The sequence below is a fragment of the Streptomyces barkulensis genome (genome assembly GCF_002843305.1).
GTDB lineage: Bacteria > Actinomycetota > Actinomycetes > Streptomycetales > Streptomycetaceae > Streptomyces > Streptomyces barkulensis.
Genome location: NZ_PGSG01000055.1, coordinates 1 through 16,569, shown reverse-complemented (window position 1 = coordinate 16,569; position 16,569 = coordinate 1). Strand labels below are relative to the sequence as shown.

Sequence of the window (16,569 nt, the reverse complement as noted above, 5' to 3'; positions counted from 1 at the left end):
CTGGCCCCGTCCCGGTAGACGGTGTAGCCGGTGGCGCCGTCGACGGCGTTCCAGTTCAGGGTGACCGAGGAGGAGGTGGTGGCGCCGACGGTGGGTGTGCCGGGGGCGGCCGGGGGCTGGGGGTCGGGGTCGGGCTCGCCCGGGTCGCCGCCGGGGCCGGTGAGGGAGACGTCGTCCACGTGGTGGGCGCTCTGGCCGTACCAGCCGTGGGTGTGGACGGTGACGGAGGTGGTGTCCGGGCCGGTGGTGAAGGAGGTGCGCAGCTGCTGCCAGCCGGTGCCGCCCGGGGTCCAGGTGGAGACGTCGGTGGTGCCGGTGCCGGACGCGCCGAGGTAGACGTAGGAGCCCTGCACCCAGGCGCTCAGTTCGTACTGGGAGTCCGGCTGTACGGTCACGGTCTGGGTGCATTTGGCGTTGTCGCTGCCCGAGGGGGTGGCCTTCAGGGCCGCCGTGCCGCCGTGGACGGGGGAGGAGGCGGTGGTGCCGCTGCCGGCGGAGCAGGTCCAGCCGTTCAGGCCGGACTCGAAGCCGGCGTTGCGCACCAGGTTCGGCTCGGCGGCGTAGGCGTCGCGGCCGTCGAGCGTGGCGCCGCCGGCGAGGAGAGCGACGCATACCGCGAAGGCGACTCCCGCGCAGATGCGGAGGGGTCTCGTTCTGCTGGTCTGTGCGGAGGAACGGTCCATGGCTGTCTCCGTGCGTCGGGGACGGTGGTGGGAGAGCGCGTTCTGGGTGGCACGGTGACACCGCGCCCCAGGCAAAATGGTCCAGACCAATGAGGTTGTCAAGGGCTCCGGCGTCGACCGTGTGCCCGGCGTGTACAGGGGGGCGGAGTAGCGGGAGTGCGCGGGCCCGTCCGTGTGCCGGTCGCGCACCCGTCCGCCCTTACGAAAAGCAACTCTGTGTAGCTAAATGAACTCGAAGAGTGTTCATTCCTCTTGAAGGAGGGCTCATGCGCAACCAGCACACCGTACGTACCACCGTCATCGCGGCCATGACGGCCGCCGTCCTGGCGGTGAGCACGGGAGCGGCCTTCGCGAGCAGCTTCCGGGGCTGGTCCGGTGCTCACTACACAGGCACCAGCTCGGAGGTCACCGGGTGTGGCTGCAGCAATCTCAGCATCGGCCACCGCGGGTCCTACAGGTTCGACCACACGGGCCAGGACGCCAGCATGTTCAACACCCGCAACTGTCAGGGGAGCCCGCACTACACCTTCCGGGGTGACGCCTCGAGCCCCGCGCCCGTCGGCTGGCGGAGTATCTACATTCACTGCTGATCCCGGCGCACTCTGACGGGAGCACCACGGGACCGTCCTCGGCGTGCATCCCATGATGATGCACGCGGGGGACGGTCCCCGCCGGAAGCGAGTCAAGCCGTCCCTCCTGCGGCCGGCCGTGCCCGCGCCCCACACTCAGGAAGGGGCAGCAGCCACTCCTGACGGGGCCGTGTCCGTGTGGAGGCCGGCCACGAGGGGGCAGTCCGGGCCGGCCGGACAGGATGCGCCCCCTGGCACCAGGTTTGTTCCGGTCCACGGGGCTCGGATCTGTGGTCGCTCCCTTTTATGGGGCCCGCCCTCCGCCCGGCCCTCCCGAGCGGCTCGGTCCCGGCCCCAGGGAGGAGATCGTCGAGGCCGGTCCGGGCTGGTACCGGCTGCGCGCCCACGCCCGCGACACCGCTCTCAAGGATGTACGGGAGGACCCGGTCGAGAACCACCTGCTGCTGCGCCGGCCGGCCGGCCGGCCGAGCAGACTCCCACTCGCATGATCCGCACCACAGACCGCTGCGGCCGGCGACTGCGCAACTTCGCCGCACTCCACTTTGTCGGCTCCCACACCACTCCCGCCCCTGGCGTGCCGGACGTTGAGCAGGCCCGTCAGCAGATACTGGGCGACAACCTCCGACGGGGTGGCGCCCACCGGACCTCGATGCTCGGATACCGTCTTTCGCCAGTACCCGGGGTGGCCCGGGGCGTCGACGCCCTGTCGGTGCTGCCGCGTCAAACGGGAGGCGCTCCGCGTCCTTGCCTCTGCGCCGACGCCGCTGCAGACGGCGTTCGGGGGCTTGCGCCCCGGCCGGTCGGCGTGCACAGGCCGGCGGATCCGCCCCGTGCTCCGGTGCGCGGGTGGCCCGGTCTTGGCACGCATCCGAAGTGAGGGGAGATTTGATCCGACGAGTCGACCAGACTGTCACTCCCTCTCTGACCAGGAGGACTTCATGCTGCTCACGCGTTCCTGCACGACTGCGGCCGTGGCCGCCGTCCTGTTCGCCGCCGCCGGAACCGCAACGGCGGCCCCCACCGCCAGCCGGTTCGACGACGGCAGCTTCGAGTACCCCGCGGTTGCGGCGAACAGCTTTCAGAGCTTCGCGGCCGGCGCCTCCATGGGGCCGTGGAAGGTCACCTCCGGTGCGGCGGACCTGATCGGCGCCGGGTTCTGGCAGGCAGCCGAAGGCGAGCAGTCCCTCGACCTCAACGCAACCGTCCCGGCGACCGTGGCACAGACATTCACCACCACCCCGGGCAAGACCTACACCGTCACCTACTCCCTCGCCGGCAACCCCGACGGCGCGTCACCGCTGAAGACCGGCAGGGCGCTCGTGGACGGGCAGAACTTCCAGGACTTCTCCTTCGACACCACCGGCAAGACCCGGTCCGACATGGGTTATGTGACTCGGCGGTTCACCTTCGTCGCCAACAACCCGACCACTACCCTCGCCTTCGCCAGCACCACTTCCAACAGCGCCCACGGCCCCGTCATCGACGACGTCAGGGTCCACACCTGCTGTTCCGACTCCTGCTGCCGCTGACCACCCTTCCGGTCCGGTCGCGAGGCCGGTGGTTGTCCATGCCGTTAGCACGCGGTTCCCCGGCGCGACGCGCCGGGGAACCGCGCTGCGCGGGGGACGTCTCCGCCCGTCAGAAAGCAATCCGATCTGTGCCGGCCGTCCCGCTTCCGCCACGCTCCGTGATGGTGTCGTAAACGTGTTGCGCGACTCTGCTGGTGTCGGAGCGTCTTTGACGCTCGCGCAGACAGCTGAAGGGAAGGGGCTGTTCGACGGCCGAGGACATCACACAGGAGGCGTTCGTGATCGTCTACGAACCCGGACGACCTGACCGGTTCCCCACCGCGGCGGCCTGCGCGAACTACTGCGGGACCGCGCCGATGGAGACCGCCGACGCGGACAAGGCCCGCCACCGGCTCTCCCGCGCTGGTGACCGGCAGTTCAACTCGGTCCTGCACGCCATCGCGGTCATCCAGCCCCGGCTGCCGGGAAACCTCGGGCGGCCTACTACGGCCGGAAGATCGCCGGAGGCAGGACGCCAAGGAGGCCGAGCGGTGCCTCAAGCGCCACCTGACCGATCACGTTCGGCGCGCCGTGATCGCTGATGAGCGACACAGACAGCGCCCCCAAGCCGCTTGACGGATGCAGAGGCCCCGGGGACGGCCGACGGTCCTGATGTGCGTCAGTCCGCCTCTGCTCGTTCTCCTCGCGGTCGTCGGGCGGAGCGGTGCCGTGCCCGCAAATGAGGTGCCGGGCAGGGAGCGAGTGCCGGGCACGCGTCGTTGTCCGCCGGGAAGTTGGGTATGTCCTCCGATACACGGCACCGGCAGGGGCCGTGCGACGCCAGCGAGGAGGACACCGACGATGTTCTGCCGTATCTCCCACCGGTGGATGCCCTGATGTCCGCCAGAGGCGTGGGGAACCCCGAGGCGGAGGAGAAGGCCGTGGACACCGCCTGGCGCGTCCATGCCGCGGTGGGGGAGTGGACGGCTCGGGTCGACGCCAAGGCGTCCTTCGCTCTCACCCTCGAATCGGCCGCCGGGGCCGTGATCATCGCGCTTTCCGGCAACGGCAACATCTTCGCCGGCCCGCACGGCCGGGTGGTCCGGTGCCTGCTCTGGTCCGGCTGTGTGTCCATCCTTGTCGCGGCCGTCCTCGCGGCCCTCGTCGTCGCGCCCCGCCTGCGGGCTTCCGCTCTGAGGACCGAAGCACCCGACAATTTCGTCTACTTCGGCCATCTGATGCATCGTGAGGCCGAGGAACTGGCCGAGTCGCTGCGGCGCGCCCAGCCGCTTCCCGTGCTCAGCCGGCAACTGGTCGTCATGAGCAGAATCGCCTGGACCAAGCACCGGCAACTGCAGTTGTCCCTCGTCTCCTTCGCGTTCGGCCTCGCCCTCGTGGTGCTTGCCGCGGTTTCGGCCTGACCGCACCCGGCGCCACTTATGCACCGGCGTACAGGTGCGCCGCCCAGAAGGACGGGGCCCACGGCCACCGCGCTCGCCCTTGGTGCAGGGCGATGTGGAGCGAGTATGCCGCTTCCCGCGTCTGCGGAGCAGTACCGCCGTTCTTTGTCAGCCGGGTGTAGAAGTCGACGGCGATCTCCGCGGCCGCGGCGTCATCGACGGGCCAGAGGGTGCCGATCACCCGGCGGTAGCCGGAGAGCAGGAACCCGGCGGTGATGTGCACGGACTCGTCCGCCAGCCGCTGGTTGGTCAGCGTGGTACTGCACGCCGACAGGTAGGCGAGGTCGGCGTCCTCGATGTGCAGGGAGGAGATCGCGTCGACCGTGAGCCGCGACGTTCCGCCGTCACGTCCGCTGTCGCCGCCGTCGCTCAGCAGCAGTCCGCTGCGTCCCGGAGCGCCCCACTCACTGACGGCGTGGCAGGCGAAGTGCACCACCGGGTGAGAGGGCAGCCCTTCCAGCACAGTCCGCGGCGTACTGTGCGGAGGACCGACCCGGGTGGCACCGGGCAGCAGGCCGGCGAGACGTTCGATCTCGGTGGTCACGTGCCGCAGCGGACGGGGTGCTCCGGCCGGCCGGGCCATGTCGACCAGCAGGGCACCTGTACCGGTCCCGGGCACGGTGGCACCGAAACCGGCGACCGGTGCCGTGGTCCGCGCGGGGCGCCGCGCGTGGGCCAGCGCCCGGACGGTCGGCGTCCACGAGGAGACCGCCCGGTCCATGACGGTGCGGGCGGGCCCGCCGCGTGCCGGGTCCTCCTGGTGGTGGCCGGAGGCGTGCCAGGGCAGGAAGGCCGTTACACCGGCCGGGCACCACCAGATGCGCGGCCACTTATCGGGGCCGTCGTCCGGCCCGAACGACCGGGTCAGTCCGATCCGCTCCAGCACGGGCCCCGCCACCCGGTCCCACTGCCACTCCAGGGTCTTGGTGAGTACCCGCATGCGCCGCTTGGCCTGCGCGTATCCGGTCACCGGCGGGGAGCCCGGCACACGTCCCTCAAGAAGCCGTTCGGCCCGGTCGATCACCTGGTTCTCGGTCACGCCCGGCAGGCCGACCACGATCACGGGGGAGAGGGGGTCCGGGGTCACCACCAGTGCGTCACCCCGGTGCCTGCCGACCGCCAGCATGATGATGTGGCCGCCGTCCGCCTGCCTGCGGAGCGTCTCCAGGGCGGGGCGCCCCAGGAAGTCCTTCAGTTTGGGAAGGGCTCGGATCCGGGCGAGGAGTGCGTGCCATTCAGTGTCCATCGAGGCCCGTTCGGCGGCGATGTGCCGCAGGGCCCGGCCAGGACCGTGCGGATCGCCGCCGGTACCGCCGGTACCGCCGGGGCTGTCCGCACCGGACACTTCGTCGGGCCGCCCGGCGTACGCCTCGTCGAACTCCTCGGCGAGTCTGATGTGATCGGCGGCGTCCCGTCTGTTCCGCAGGGCCTCGAACTCGTCGGCCAGCTCCGGGGAGGCTGCGCGCAGCTCGTTCAGATCACCCCGCATGTCGAGGGTCTGCTGAAGCATCACTCCGCGTGCCTGCTCCAGCAGTTCCACGGCCCGTGCCGGATCACCGCTGCTCAGCGCCGCTCCGGCCGCCTCGCTGCCCAGCCCCTCCACCTCCCCGAGCCCGAACTCCCGGTCCGCGCGCGCCAGCCGCCAGGGAGCGAGCTGCGTGAGCAGGTCCACGGCGGACTCGTAGGACCGCAGGGCCCGGTCGGGCTCGCCGGCTTCCAGGGCGGCCCGGCCGAGCGCGCGGGCCGCCCTGACCCGGTCCCCGACCGGGCTGACCGCGGAGCGTGCGGCCCGGTCCAGCAGGCGCAGCGCCTCCTCCAGGTCGGTCCGGCCCGACCCGGCGCGCCAGGCGCTGCGAAGCGCTGCGGCACAGCCGGTCAGGACGGACGCCTCGTCGGGGTGGCCGGGGGCCAGGGAGGCGACGGCCCGACGGGCGGTGGCCACCGCCTCGCGCAGGGCGCGGGGCGAGGAGTCGTGGCGGTACCTGAGCCGCCACGCGGCCGTGAGGTTGGCGAGCCGATGCGTCTGATCGGGGCGTCCGGGCGGCGAGAGGGCGACGGCCCGGCGCCCGGCGGTGACGGCGGCGGCCAGTTCCCGCGTGCCGCCGGTCACGGCGTACTGGAACATCAGCGCCGCGCAGAGGTGGGAGAGGAGGACGGGTAGGTCCGGGTGGCTGCGCTCGGTGGCGACGACCGCGGTGCGGGCGGCGGCGACCGCTTCGCGGATCGTCCGCTCGGCGTCCTGCGCCTTCTGCCGCTGGTGCAGGATCAGCAGGGCCCCGGAGAGGTTCGACTGGTACATGGACCGGTCCGGGTGACCGGGCGGGCACGCCGCGGCGGCCTCGCGGGCCGCCCCGACCGCCTCGGTCAGATGCCGCAGCTCGTTGCCGCGCTGGTAGCGGGCCTGAAGCCCCAGGCTGACCTGGGACAGCAGCCGAGGCCGGAGCGGGTGCCCGGCCGGAGCGAGGCGAAGCCCTTCCTCGGCCGCGCGGAGGCTCTCGCCCAGGATGTCCGGTTCGCCGGTGCGTTCGTGCCACGACCACGATGCCATCGCCAGGTTCAGCAGATACAGCGGCCGGTCCGGGTCGTCGGGGTGCGCGGTGCGGACGGCGGCGTCGGCCGCGGCCGCGGCGTCGGTGAGCAGGGCGAGGGCCCCGGTCCGCCGGTAGCGCCCGAGGAGGATGCCGCAGTGGTTGCTCAGCAGTGCGGGCCGCGCCTGGTGAGTTCCGGGCACCGAGTCCACCGCGAGCCTGGCCGCGGCCACGGCCGCCTCGCCCGCGTCGTCGTCCCGGGCGAGGTCGCTCCACTGGTGGAGAGTGGCGGCCGCGTTCGCCATACGAAGGGGGTACTCAGGCTGCCCCGGCAGCAGGGCGGACACCAACCGGCGGGCGCACTCCGCGGCTTCCCGCAGCGCGGCACGGTCTCCAATGCGGTCGTAGCGCATGCGGAGCACCCCGGTGAGGCTGGAGAGCAGACCCGCGAGCGCCGGTGAGTCGGCCGGCGTGGCGCGGATCGTCTCACGCCGGAGCATCACAGCCTCGTCCAGGACCGCCAGTTCCCCGGTCCGCTCGAAAAGCGTCGCCAACGCGGTGGACAGGTTGGACCGCGCGGCGACCGCGGTGGCGCTCCCCGGGTGCGCCGTGTCGACGGCTCGGCGCGCCATGGTGATGCTCTCCTCCAGGGCCGACTTGTCCCCCACCGCTTGGGCGCGGACCAACAACTGGTGAGCCAGCGAGGTGAGATGGGCGGCTTCGTCGGCATGGCCGGGCGGCGTCGCGGCCACCGCGCTGCGGCCGATCTCCACCGCATCGTCGAGATCGGCCGCGGCGCCGGTCCGGTAGTAGCGGTCGAGCAGGGAGTTGGCGAGATTGCCCTGGATCTTCAGATGTGCGGATCCGCCGTGGGCTGCGGCCTGTACAGCGAGCCGACCGGCATCGATCGCCTCGTCCAGGAACCGGGGGGTGCCGGTGCGGTTGTAGACCTCCTGCACGGCGAGCGCGAGGTTGCCGAGCGTGTCGGCTCTGGCCGGGTGGCCGGGCGGCGTGGCCGCCACCGCTTTCCGCAGGGCGTCGACCGCGGCGGACAGCGCGGGTCCGTCGTCCGCCGCGGAACGTGCCGACGCGCGCAGGGCCCGGCCGAGCGTCAGCAGGTACCGGTACCGCTCCGGGTGGCGAGCGGGCAGTGCGGTGAGAGCCGTGCGGCAGATCTCGAAACACTCGTCGAGGACGGGCGGGTCGCCGGTGAGGCGGTGCAGGTCGAAGAGGGACTGGGCCAGCGCGAGTCCGAACTCCTCGGGTCCGTCGAGGGCGTCGCCGCCGCACTGCACGGCCCGTCTGGCCGCGTCGACGGATTCCCGTACGGTGCCGGCGTCCGCGCGGAGCGTTCCCAGCGTTCCCAGTACGGCGGAGAGATTGGCGAGGGGGACGGCCGCCGAGGGACCGCCGGGCCCGCGGCAGACGGCCAGCCGAGCGTGGGTCGCCGCCTCGGCGAGGGCGTCCTCGTCATCGGTGCGCTCGTGGTGGGACAGGAGGACCAGGGCGAGGTTCGTGCGGTTACGCGCCCGGCTTCCGGACGGTTCGGGATCGAGGGAGACGGCCCTGCGGCCCGCTGCCAGGGCCTCGCGCAGGTCCTCCACGTCACCGGTCCGGCCGTAGCGGGCGTGCAGGGCGCCTACGAGGTTCATCAGGCGGTCGGCCAGGTCGTGGTCGGCTGAGTCGGCGGCCGGCCCGTTCTGCGCTGTCGGAGCCGGATCGATTCCGGGGCCGGCCCCGGAGTCGGTGTCAGTGCCGGGGCGTGTGGCCACGGCGGGCTCCGTCGCCGCGGCCGCCGTGGTCCCGGCAGACCGGAGAGCCTCACGCGCCGCCGCGACGGCGTCGTCCAGCAGCCCGGCCGCATCATCGAAGCGGGCCAGAGTGAGCAGAGCGGCCGAGAGGTTGGACAGATAGCCTGCCCGGCGGCCGGTGCCGGCCGGCTCGGTGGCCGCCAGGTGCCGCAGGACGAACAGGGCCGGCCGGAGGGCCGTTCCGCCGCGGCGGCCCTGTCCGTGCCGTTCCATCGCGGTCACCATCCTGTCGTGGCACGCGCGGGGGGAGAGACCGGGGGCCGCCGGGGGTTCGAAGCCGGGCAGACCGGTCGCCGCGGCCCGCTCGTAGAGGTCACGGACGGCCCGGGGCGGCTCCGCGCCCTCGGCGACCAGGGGCAGGAAGTACCAGGCGGCCGTCCGCAGGTCCGCCTCCGCGCTTTCCCCGTCGGCTTCTCGGGTCGCCGCGTCTCGGAGGTGCAACCGTCCGGCTGCGGCGGCCACCTCCACGTCGTCGAACAGGTCGCCGGTTTGCTCCAGCAGGCGCGCCAGGGCCTCCTCGGCGTCACCCCTGCCGTCGCCGGAGGGCGTCTCGGCGTATGCCCGGACGGTTGCGAGGAGGGCCGCGCGGTCGACCGCGGGCCGGGTCACCTCGTGGCCCCGGCAGCCGGAGATGTGTACAGCCAGGCATCCGCCTGGAAACGCTTCACCACTGCGGTCACCCGGGTGAAGTCGCCCGGGTCCAGCCCGGGGTATCCCAAAGCCAGTACCTGTCTGTAGAGGAACGTGCTGACCAGCACGCCGAGCTCGGCGTTCCGGTGGGGCGCGAGGGCGTCGCGCAACGGAGGGCTGTCCAGCAAGCGGCAGAAGTCGAGGACCGCCTCCCCCTCGTAGCCGTTGGCGCCCGCCGCGAACGTGCCGACGTCGCAGGCCATCCGCAGGCGCATCCGGTCGGTGTGCCGGTCGTTGTCCTGACGGAGCCGGGCCGCCGCCGAGTTGACCAGCCCGGGCAAGGCCCGGGTGACATCGGTTCGCAGCGGCAGGACGACGTTCATGCCGTCACCGTTGCGCTGATGGTCCACCTGCGCCAGGTCGAACCCGAGGTCGCCGAGGACCTCGCGGAGGAGCCGGTCCAGACGCCGCTGGAGGGCCGACCTGCCCGGTGCGTCCCGGTCGGAGTACCCCACCACGTCGACGCCGAAGCCCATGCGTATCTCGGTGAAACGGCTCGCGGCCCCCGCCCCGTGCCCGTACGAAGGCGCGGGCCTCCGCGCCATGGACGGCGCAGGCTGCTCGGCCACCGGGAGAGTGGGGACGGGCACGGGCAGCCGTACGGTGAACCCGTCGGTGCCGGTGTGGGGGCGCATGCCCATCGTCGCTTCCTCGGCGAGGGCGTAGCCCGCCTTCGCCGTGACACGTACCTCCTCGCGGTCGGCCGGCACCAGCAGGACGAACCATCCGGTGTGCGAGCCCAGCCGGACCTCGCCGCCGTCCACCGCGCGATGACGCCAACGACAGGTGTGTCCCCCGACGCCGAAGACGGTGATGTCCGGCGTGAGCGCGGGCAGCGGCACGCGCGTGAGCGGGCCGTCACCGTCGCCGTCCCCCGTGCCGTCCGCGTCCGGCAGGGCGAAATCCAGGTCTCGCGTCAGTACGTAGGTCTGCGCCGGCTCGGGCCCGGTCACACCGGCAGGCAGTGCTGCGGTGACGACGAGGTCCCCGGCGTCGAACGAGAAGCCCGCCTCCGCCCAGCGCGGCCCCGGTATCTCCGGGTCGAAATCCACGTCGTACCGGGCCTTGACGAGATACGCGTCGACGTCCGGCAGCCCGGACGGCGTACGCGGCAGGGGCCGCACCTGCCAGCCGTGGAAGACGATGTTGCCGACCGCGGCCCCCTCCGGATACGTCTTCCAGGAGCGGACGTCGTCCACCAGGTACAACCCGACCTCGGCCAGCGGTTGGGCCTCCTGCGGAGGTAACTCGGCGCTCCCGACCGGAAAATCCATGGACACCGGCTCGCTCCCGTCTCTGTACGGGCCCGCCGACCCGACCGAATATGACCGTCCGCATTCGGACGTTCCGCCCCACGGCTCGCGGAACACGGTGTAAGCGGTACGAAGCGTAGCCACTCGGCCGGACGAAAGCCCGGCGGAGCAGCAAAGCGGTGAGAACACGTGGACGTTTCGAGCGCACCGCTCCCGGGGCATCGCATGGGTTGTCTGTCACCGAACTGCCGGACGCCTGCCGGCGCACGGGGGACCCGGACGTCTTGCGCGAGGCCGTACATGCGCTGAGCGGAGAGAGCCGTCGCGGCCCCTCAGGCACCCGAGGCCTCCTTCTTCCAGCCCACCGGTACTCCGCACAGCGCTGTTCCGGCGGGCGGGGAGAGACCACCCTGCCGTCGAGCCCCGGCGCGGCCCTGGAAGAACTCCGCTATCGATGGGGAGGCACCCGCCTGCTGGTCGAAGCGGTCGAGGTGAACCGGGAAGCCGTACGACGCCAGGGCCGCCGGGACCCGTACCGGCCGGGCCCGCAGCGGGGTCTGCTCCAGCCGGTCCCCGCCGATGACCGGGCCCCACACGGGTGTGCGGGCCCGGCCTTCCGCCGAGCCCGCCACGCCGGCTCCCTGCCGGAGCCGGAATCGTGTCATCCCGTCAGCGCTGTAGTGTCAGCAGACCCGGACGGTAGGGCAGGAGGCCGTAGTCGCCGCCGGAGTTGGGGCTGCGTCCCTGGTAGAGCAATTGCAGATTGCAGGGATCGACGGTCATGGTCTGATCGGGGCTGGTGCGGAGCAGTTCGCCGTGGCTGATGTCGTTGGTCCAGGTGGCGCCACTGTTGGCCTTGCCGGCGAAGGGGTTGTTCTCGGTCGCGGCCTGGGGTGTCCAGGAGCCGTTCAGGCTGGTGGCCGTGAAGGAGCGGAAGTACCGGCCCTGCGATCCGATCGCCTCGACGATCATGAGGTAGCGGTTCTGGCCCCGCAACTTGTAGACCTGTGGGGCTTCGAACAGGTTGTTCGTCGTGTCGCTCATGATCACTGTCGAGGTCGAGCCAAAGCTGCCAGGGAAGTTCCCGATCGGCATGCTGGCCCGGTAGATCTTGCCGTTGTCGCCGGCGAAGAACAGGTACATGTTCGTGCCGTCACCGATGAGCGTCTGGTCGATGGGCCCTGTTCCGGAGTCGGAGATGCTTCCGGAGAAGAGCACCTGCTCGGATGACCAGCCGTTCGGGTTGGTGGGGTCGCTCGACGTCCGGTAGGAGAAGGCTGTTCTGCCCCACTGGTAGGCGAGCACCCAGACGTTCTTCGGAGCGAAGTAGAAGAGCGTGGGCGCGACGGTGGAGTTGGACATCGTGTTCTGGCTGGTCGAGGCCATTTCCGACCAGTTGGTGAACAGGCCGAAGTTCATCGAGCCCCACCTCGTCCCCGTGTCGTGCGTGGTCGCGTAGACGAGTTGTCTGCCGTTGTAGGGGGCGACGGTGAAGTCCTTGAGCGAGACCCACCCCTGCTTGGGCTGCGCCAGCGCGCCCGTCGATGTCCAGCGGTAGGTCGACGGAAGATCACACGAGCCGGGGTCTTCGGTGCCGACCTTGACGAGCCGCCACTGCTGGTTGGCGCCGCCCCAGTCGTCGTACTGGACGATGTTCGCGTTGTCGGCGGTGGAGGCACCCTGCACTTCGAGGGCCTTGTTGCTGTGGCGCGAGATGAGCCTCACGTAGCCGTCCGGACTGTCGGCCAGCCGCCACTGCTGGTTGGTGCCGTTCAGGTCGGTCCACTGGACGATCGAGCCGCCGTTCGCGGTGGACCAGTTGTAGACGTCCAGCACCTTGCCCGAGTGGCGGGACTTGATGCGGTAGTAGCCGTCGCCGGAAGCGACGAACTGCCACTGCTGCTGGCTCTGGTCGTTCCTGGTCCATTGGGTGATGCGGGCACCGTCGTCGGTCGCCATGTTGTAGACGTCCAGGGCTTTGCCGCTGTTGCGGTTGACCAGCACATACGAGGCGTTGGGGTCTACGGTCGCGGCTTCGGCGGGCTGGGCACCGAGGAAGGCGGCCGCCAGCAGCAAGGAAACGAAGACGCCGAGTAAGCGCCTTGGGTGGACTGGAGACGGGTGGCGAAGCCACATCGGAGGGCCTCCTTGGGGTGGGGGTGAGATGACGCCGATGAACCGTGGAGCGGCCGTGCCGGGTGGCATGGGCAGGTTCGAAAGTTTCGGAGGCGTCCCGGTTCTGTGACGCCACAAGCTAGGAAGACGGGGCCCTCCGGTCAAGGCCTGTCGCCGAACTGTCCGTAAACGCTTTCTTTCCCTCAGGCGCAACAAGCCGTCACGTTGGCTGGGCCCCCGCAGGTTCACGATGCGGCTCGCCGGTCCAGGGATCCGCCCGGCTCGCGAGGGTTTGAAAGTTTCGCACATGGGCCGAAAATCTTTCGCGCCGCGAGGGTTGACGAGGCGCTGTCAATTCCTCACTATCTTGTCTGGAGAGTCGGCCATGGTTCGATATATCGAACACCATGGTCCTGTGCGGACTGCGCTGTACGGCAGAGCCGCGCACAGCAGCACGACAGATCCGCACGCCGAAACACCTGCGCCACCCCGTTTTTTCGTTCCGGTGAGGCTCACACCGACGCATCCTGACGCCTCGTGCAGGCGGAGAGGTGTGCGACGCCGCGTGACGCCCCCGGCCGAGCAGCGATGGAGTGCCCCCGTGCCTGTGTCGAAAGGCCGCTGCCGCCCGGCGTACGTCACTCGGCGACCGACCGGGAGCCGTCCGTGCCGGTCGAGGTCCTCCCGGCTCCCGTGACCGCGGTGTCCGGTGGTTCCGTTATCTCTACCTTGGAGGCACAGCCATGGGCTCTCATGCCCTTCCCAGATCCGTTGTCCGGCGGAAGCTGAACGCTCTGCTGCTGACGCTGGTCGCCGGCGTCCTCGGCGTGGTCGCCGCACTGGTCGCGCCACCGTCCGCCCAGGCCGCCGAGAGCACGCTCGGCGCCGCGGCGGCGCAGAGCGGCCGCTACTTCGGCGTCGCCATCGCCGCGAACAGACTGAGCGACTCGACGTACGCGACGATCGCGGCCCGTGAGTTCAACTCGGTGACGGCCGAGAACGAGATGAAGATCGACGCCACTGAGCCGCAGCGGGGCCAGTTCAACTTCACCGCCGCCGACCGCGTCTACAACTGGGCGGTGCAGAACGGCAAGGAGGTGCGAGGCCACACCCTGGCCTGGCACTCCCAACAGCCCGGCTGGATGCAGAACCTCAGCGGCAGCGCACTGCGCCAGGCGATGATCGACCACATCAACGGCGTGATGAGCCACTACAAGGGCAAGATCGCGCAGTGGGACGTCGTGAACGAGGCCTTCGCCGACGGCAGTTCGGGAGCCCGGCGCGACTCCAACCTGCAGCGCACCGGCAACGACTGGATCGAGGTCGCCTTCCGCACCGCGCGCGCCGCCGACCCGTCCGCCAAACTCTGCTACAACGACTACAACGTCGAGAACTGGACCTGGGCCAAGACCCAGGCCATGTACCGCATGGTGAAGGACTTCAAGCAGCGCGGCGTGCCGATCGACTGCGTCGGCTTCCAGTCGCACTTCAACAGCGGCAGCCCCTACAACAGCAACTTCCGCACCACCCTGCAGGAGTTCGCCGCCCTCGGCGTCGACGTGGCCATCACCGAACTCGACATCCAGGGAGCCTCGCCCTCGACCTACGCCGCCGTGGTCAACGACTGCCTGGCCGTCTCCCGTTGCCTCGGTGTCACCGTCTGGGGCGTGCGCGACAGCGACTCGTGGCGTTCGGAGCACACGCCGCTGTTGTTCTACAACGACGGCAGCAAGAAGCCCGCGTACACCGCCGTCCTCGACGCACTCAACGGCGGCTCCACCACCCCGCCGCCCGGGGACGGCAACACGATCAAGGGCGTCGGTTCGGGCCGCTGCCTGGACGTGCCCAACGCCAGCACCACCGACGGCACCCAGGTCCATCTGTGGGACTGCCACAACGGCACCAACCAGCAGTGGACGTACACCGACGCCGGCGAGCTCAGGGTCTACGGCGACAAGTGCCTGGACGCCGCCGGCACCGGTAACGGTGCCAAGGTCCAGATCTACAGCTGTTGGGGTGGCGACAACCAGAAGTGGCGCCTCAACTCCGACGGATCCATCGTCGGCGTCCAGTCCGGCCTCTGCCTCGACGCCGTCGGGGCCGGCACCGCCAACGGCACCCTGATTCAGCTCTACTCCTGTTCGAACGGCAGCAACCAGCGCTGGACCCGCGCCTGACAAGGCCTGCCAGCGACGAAAGGGCGAATCGGTGACGGCCTACGGCGCGGCTCCCCCCCGCCCCACCACGAGGTCGTCGCTGATGGTCACGAGGGTCGCCGCCATCACGGCGGCGACCCTCGTGACCGGCTTGCCCGCGCTGGCATGACCACCGCTCCAGCCCGAGACTTCCCACTCGCTGATGTTACGGTCCGTGACCGCGGGACGCCTGCTCTTCCAGCGCCACATGGACGGTATCTATGGGGTGCCGTGACTCGGATCATCGTTGTGTTCGGCAGCGGGTGTGGCGCCAACCTCCGGTACGGGTGTCCTCGGTCGGATTACAGGATCTCGGTGGGTACCTGATGGCGGGCCAGCAGGTTGGTCAGTGGTTTGGTCTCTTCTTCGGGCACGGCCAGGGTGGCGAAGCGTCGGGCGCGGGTGACGGCGACGTACCAGACACGCAGCAGCTCGTCGGTTGTTGGGTTGCCGGTGGTCCAGCGGTGGACGCTCCCGGGATCGGGCAGGAGAAGCAGGACGGCGTCGGCTTCGTCGCCTTTGAGTTGGTAGATGTTGTTGGTGCGCACCCCGGTGGTCACCGTGGGTTTGATCGTCACCGGTTGTCCGGCCAGGCGTCCTCTGGTGCCTTCCGGGGCGGCGCCGGGCAGAGGAGGCCATGCTTTCATCGCCCGCCACTGAGCTGCCCCGAGTTTCGTAGAGTCCGGTGATCTTGTTTCAGGCGGACTGCGGGGCGGCTTCCTGTTGTCGCCACCAGTCGCGTTCGTACTCGGCGGGTGGTACGTAGTCGAGGGTGGAGTGGAGCCGTTCCTCGTTGTACCACGTAACCCACTGGAAGATCGCCCGCTCGACCTGGCCGATGTCCTGCCAAGGGCCTTGCATCTCGATCAGCTCGGCCTTGAAGGTGCCGTTCAGAGCCTCGGCCAGTGCTTGTTCGTCGACGATCCCGCCCCGGGCGGTGTTCAGCAGGATCGCCCCGGGCCGCATCAGCGCCAGTTCCGCCCGGCCGATCATCCCGCGGGTTTGTTCGGTGAGGGGGAGATGCACCGATACCACGTCACTGGTGGCCAGAAGGGCCTCAAGGGACGCGACCTGGCGCACCACCCCCTTCGCCGGTGCCGGGCGGCGGGAGAAGCCCTGGACGGCCATGCCCAGGGCGGCTGCCCGGCCGGCCAGGGCCGATCCGATCCGACCCAGTCCGGCGATGCCCAGGGTCAGTTCCGGCAGCTCGACCGCGGGAGCGGCCGGGGTGCTCCAGCGGCCGTCGTGCGCGGCCTCGTTGTGTGCCGACAGGTTCCGGGTCAGGGCGAGCAGCTGGGCCAGGGCGAACTCCGCGACCGCGTTCGCGTTGGAGCCCGGGGTGTGGGTGACCGCCACGCCGTGGCGGTCGGCGGCGGCCAGGTCCACGTGGTCGGTGCCCGCCCCGGCCCGCCCGATCACCCTCAGCCGGCTGGCCACCGCCGGGCCGGTCGCCGCCGCCAGGAAGGCGGCGCGCAGCGGGACACCGGCCCGGGACTTGAGCGCGTGGTAACCGAGCCCGTCGCGGACGGTCTCGGCGACAAGCACCGACTCGTCGAAGGCGTCGAAGTCGGCGAAGGCCACCCGGCCCGCCCACGCCGCCCGCACGCCCGCCGGGTCGGTCACCCGCCGGAGGTTCAGCGTGACGGCCAGACCGTGCCCGAGCAGACGCTCCAGCTCACGGTCGAGCAGCTCCCCGGGAGCCGCGTCCAGCAGCAGCACTCGCATCCGCCCCATGG

At 70.8% G+C, this 16,569-nt stretch carries 13 protein-coding genes; 6 read left to right on the top strand and 7 right to left on the bottom strand.

Annotated features, from left to right (window positions below; genetic code table 11):
• A partial coding sequence (locus CUT83_RS11785) for a carbohydrate binding domain-containing protein (protein WP_173915060.1) occupies positions 1-683 on the bottom strand: 683 nt, incomplete at its 3' end.
• 266 nt (positions 684-949) lie between these two features.
• Between CUT83_RS11785 and CUT83_RS11780 the strand changes: the two genes are divergently transcribed.
• From CUT83_RS11780 to CUT83_RS11760, 5 genes are all read left to right on the top strand, one after another.
• A complete protein-coding gene (locus CUT83_RS11780; protein WP_101255807.1) occupies positions 950-1,273 on the top strand; it encodes a MiAMP1 family antimicrobial peptide in 324 nt (107 codons plus the stop codon).
• 269 nt (positions 1,274-1,542) lie between these two features.
• Positions 1,543-1,761, top strand: a complete 219-nt coding sequence (locus tag CUT83_RS11775) for a hypothetical protein (protein ID WP_101255806.1) — start codon at positions 1,543-1,545, stop codon at positions 1,759-1,761.
• 450 nt (positions 1,762-2,211) lie between these two features.
• A complete protein-coding gene (locus tag CUT83_RS11770) occupies positions 2,212-2,802 on the top strand; it encodes a choice-of-anchor C family protein (RefSeq protein ID WP_101255805.1) in 591 nt (196 codons plus the stop codon).
• A gap of 278 nt (positions 2,803-3,080) precedes the next feature.
• Entirely contained in the window at positions 3,081-3,383 is a 303-nt protein-coding gene (locus tag CUT83_RS11765; protein WP_158239000.1) for a transposase, read from the top strand.
• A 294-nt stretch (positions 3,384-3,677) separates the two neighbouring features.
• Positions 3,678-4,202: a Pycsar system effector family protein gene (locus CUT83_RS11760; protein WP_101255808.1), complete on the top strand. Its 525-nt coding sequence runs from the start codon at positions 3,678-3,680 to the stop codon at positions 4,200-4,202.
• 16 nt (positions 4,203-4,218) lie between these two features.
• On the opposite strand, the gene CUT83_RS31380 is transcribed toward CUT83_RS11760, so the two are convergent.
• The 4 genes from CUT83_RS31380 to CUT83_RS11740 all read right to left on the bottom strand — a co-directional run bounded on the left by CUT83_RS31380 (position 4,219) and on the right by CUT83_RS11740 (position 12,659).
• Entirely contained in the window at positions 4,219-9,189 is a 4,971-nt protein-coding gene (locus tag CUT83_RS31380) for a CHAT domain-containing tetratricopeptide repeat protein (RefSeq protein WP_101255803.1), read from the bottom strand.
• A complete protein-coding gene (locus tag CUT83_RS11750) occupies positions 9,186-10,550 on the bottom strand; it encodes a hypothetical protein (protein WP_143688534.1) in 1,365 nt (454 codons plus the stop codon). Before CUT83_RS11750 ends, CUT83_RS31380 begins: the two co-directional genes overlap by 4 nt.
• 305 nt (positions 10,551-10,855) lie before the next feature.
• A complete protein-coding gene (locus CUT83_RS11745; protein WP_101255801.1) occupies positions 10,856-11,155 on the bottom strand; it encodes a hypothetical protein in 300 nt (99 codons plus the stop codon).
• 37 nt (positions 11,156-11,192) lie between these two features.
• Complete coding sequence (locus CUT83_RS11740) at positions 11,193-12,659, bottom strand: non-reducing end alpha-L-arabinofuranosidase family hydrolase (RefSeq protein WP_101255800.1); 1,467 nt, start codon at positions 12,657-12,659, stop codon at positions 11,193-11,195.
• Positions 12,660-13,381: 722 nt separating this feature from the next.
• Between CUT83_RS11740 and CUT83_RS11735 the strand changes: the two genes are divergently transcribed.
• On the top strand, positions 13,382-14,815 hold the full coding sequence (locus CUT83_RS11735; protein ID WP_101255799.1) for an endo-1,4-beta-xylanase: 1,434 nt from the start codon (positions 13,382-13,384) through the stop codon (positions 14,813-14,815).
• 320 nt (positions 14,816-15,135) lie between these two features.
• Here the strand turns inward: CUT83_RS11735 and CUT83_RS11725 are convergent, their stop codons facing one another.
• Positions 15,136-15,411, bottom strand: coding sequence for a hypothetical protein (locus CUT83_RS11725; RefSeq protein WP_101255797.1), 276 nt, complete (start codon positions 15,409-15,411; stop codon positions 15,136-15,138).
• A 118-nt stretch (positions 15,412-15,529) separates the two neighbouring features.
• Positions 15,530-16,569, bottom strand: a 1,040-nt coding sequence (locus tag CUT83_RS11720) for an NAD(P)-dependent oxidoreductase (protein WP_101255796.1), incomplete at its 5' end; no start/stop codon positions are given.

What these genes read in the sequence shown, in the direction of transcription:
- CUT83_RS11760 (WP_101255808.1), top strand. Translation starts at nt 3,678, where the DNA reads ATGTCCGCCAGAGGCGTGGGGAACCCCGAGGCGGAGGAGAAGGCCGTG.
- CUT83_RS11780 (WP_101255807.1), top strand. Translation starts at nt 950, where the DNA reads ATGCGCAACCAGCACACCGTACGTACCACCGTCATCGCGGCCATGACG.
- CUT83_RS11740 (WP_101255800.1), bottom strand. Translation starts at nt 12,659, where the DNA reads ATGTGGCTTCGCCACCCGTCTCCAGTCCACCCAAGGCGCTTACTCGGC.
- CUT83_RS11735 (WP_101255799.1), top strand. Translation starts at nt 13,382, where the DNA reads ATGGGCTCTCATGCCCTTCCCAGATCCGTTGTCCGGCGGAAGCTGAAC.
- CUT83_RS11770 (WP_101255805.1), top strand. Translation starts at nt 2,212, where the DNA reads ATGCTGCTCACGCGTTCCTGCACGACTGCGGCCGTGGCCGCCGTCCTG.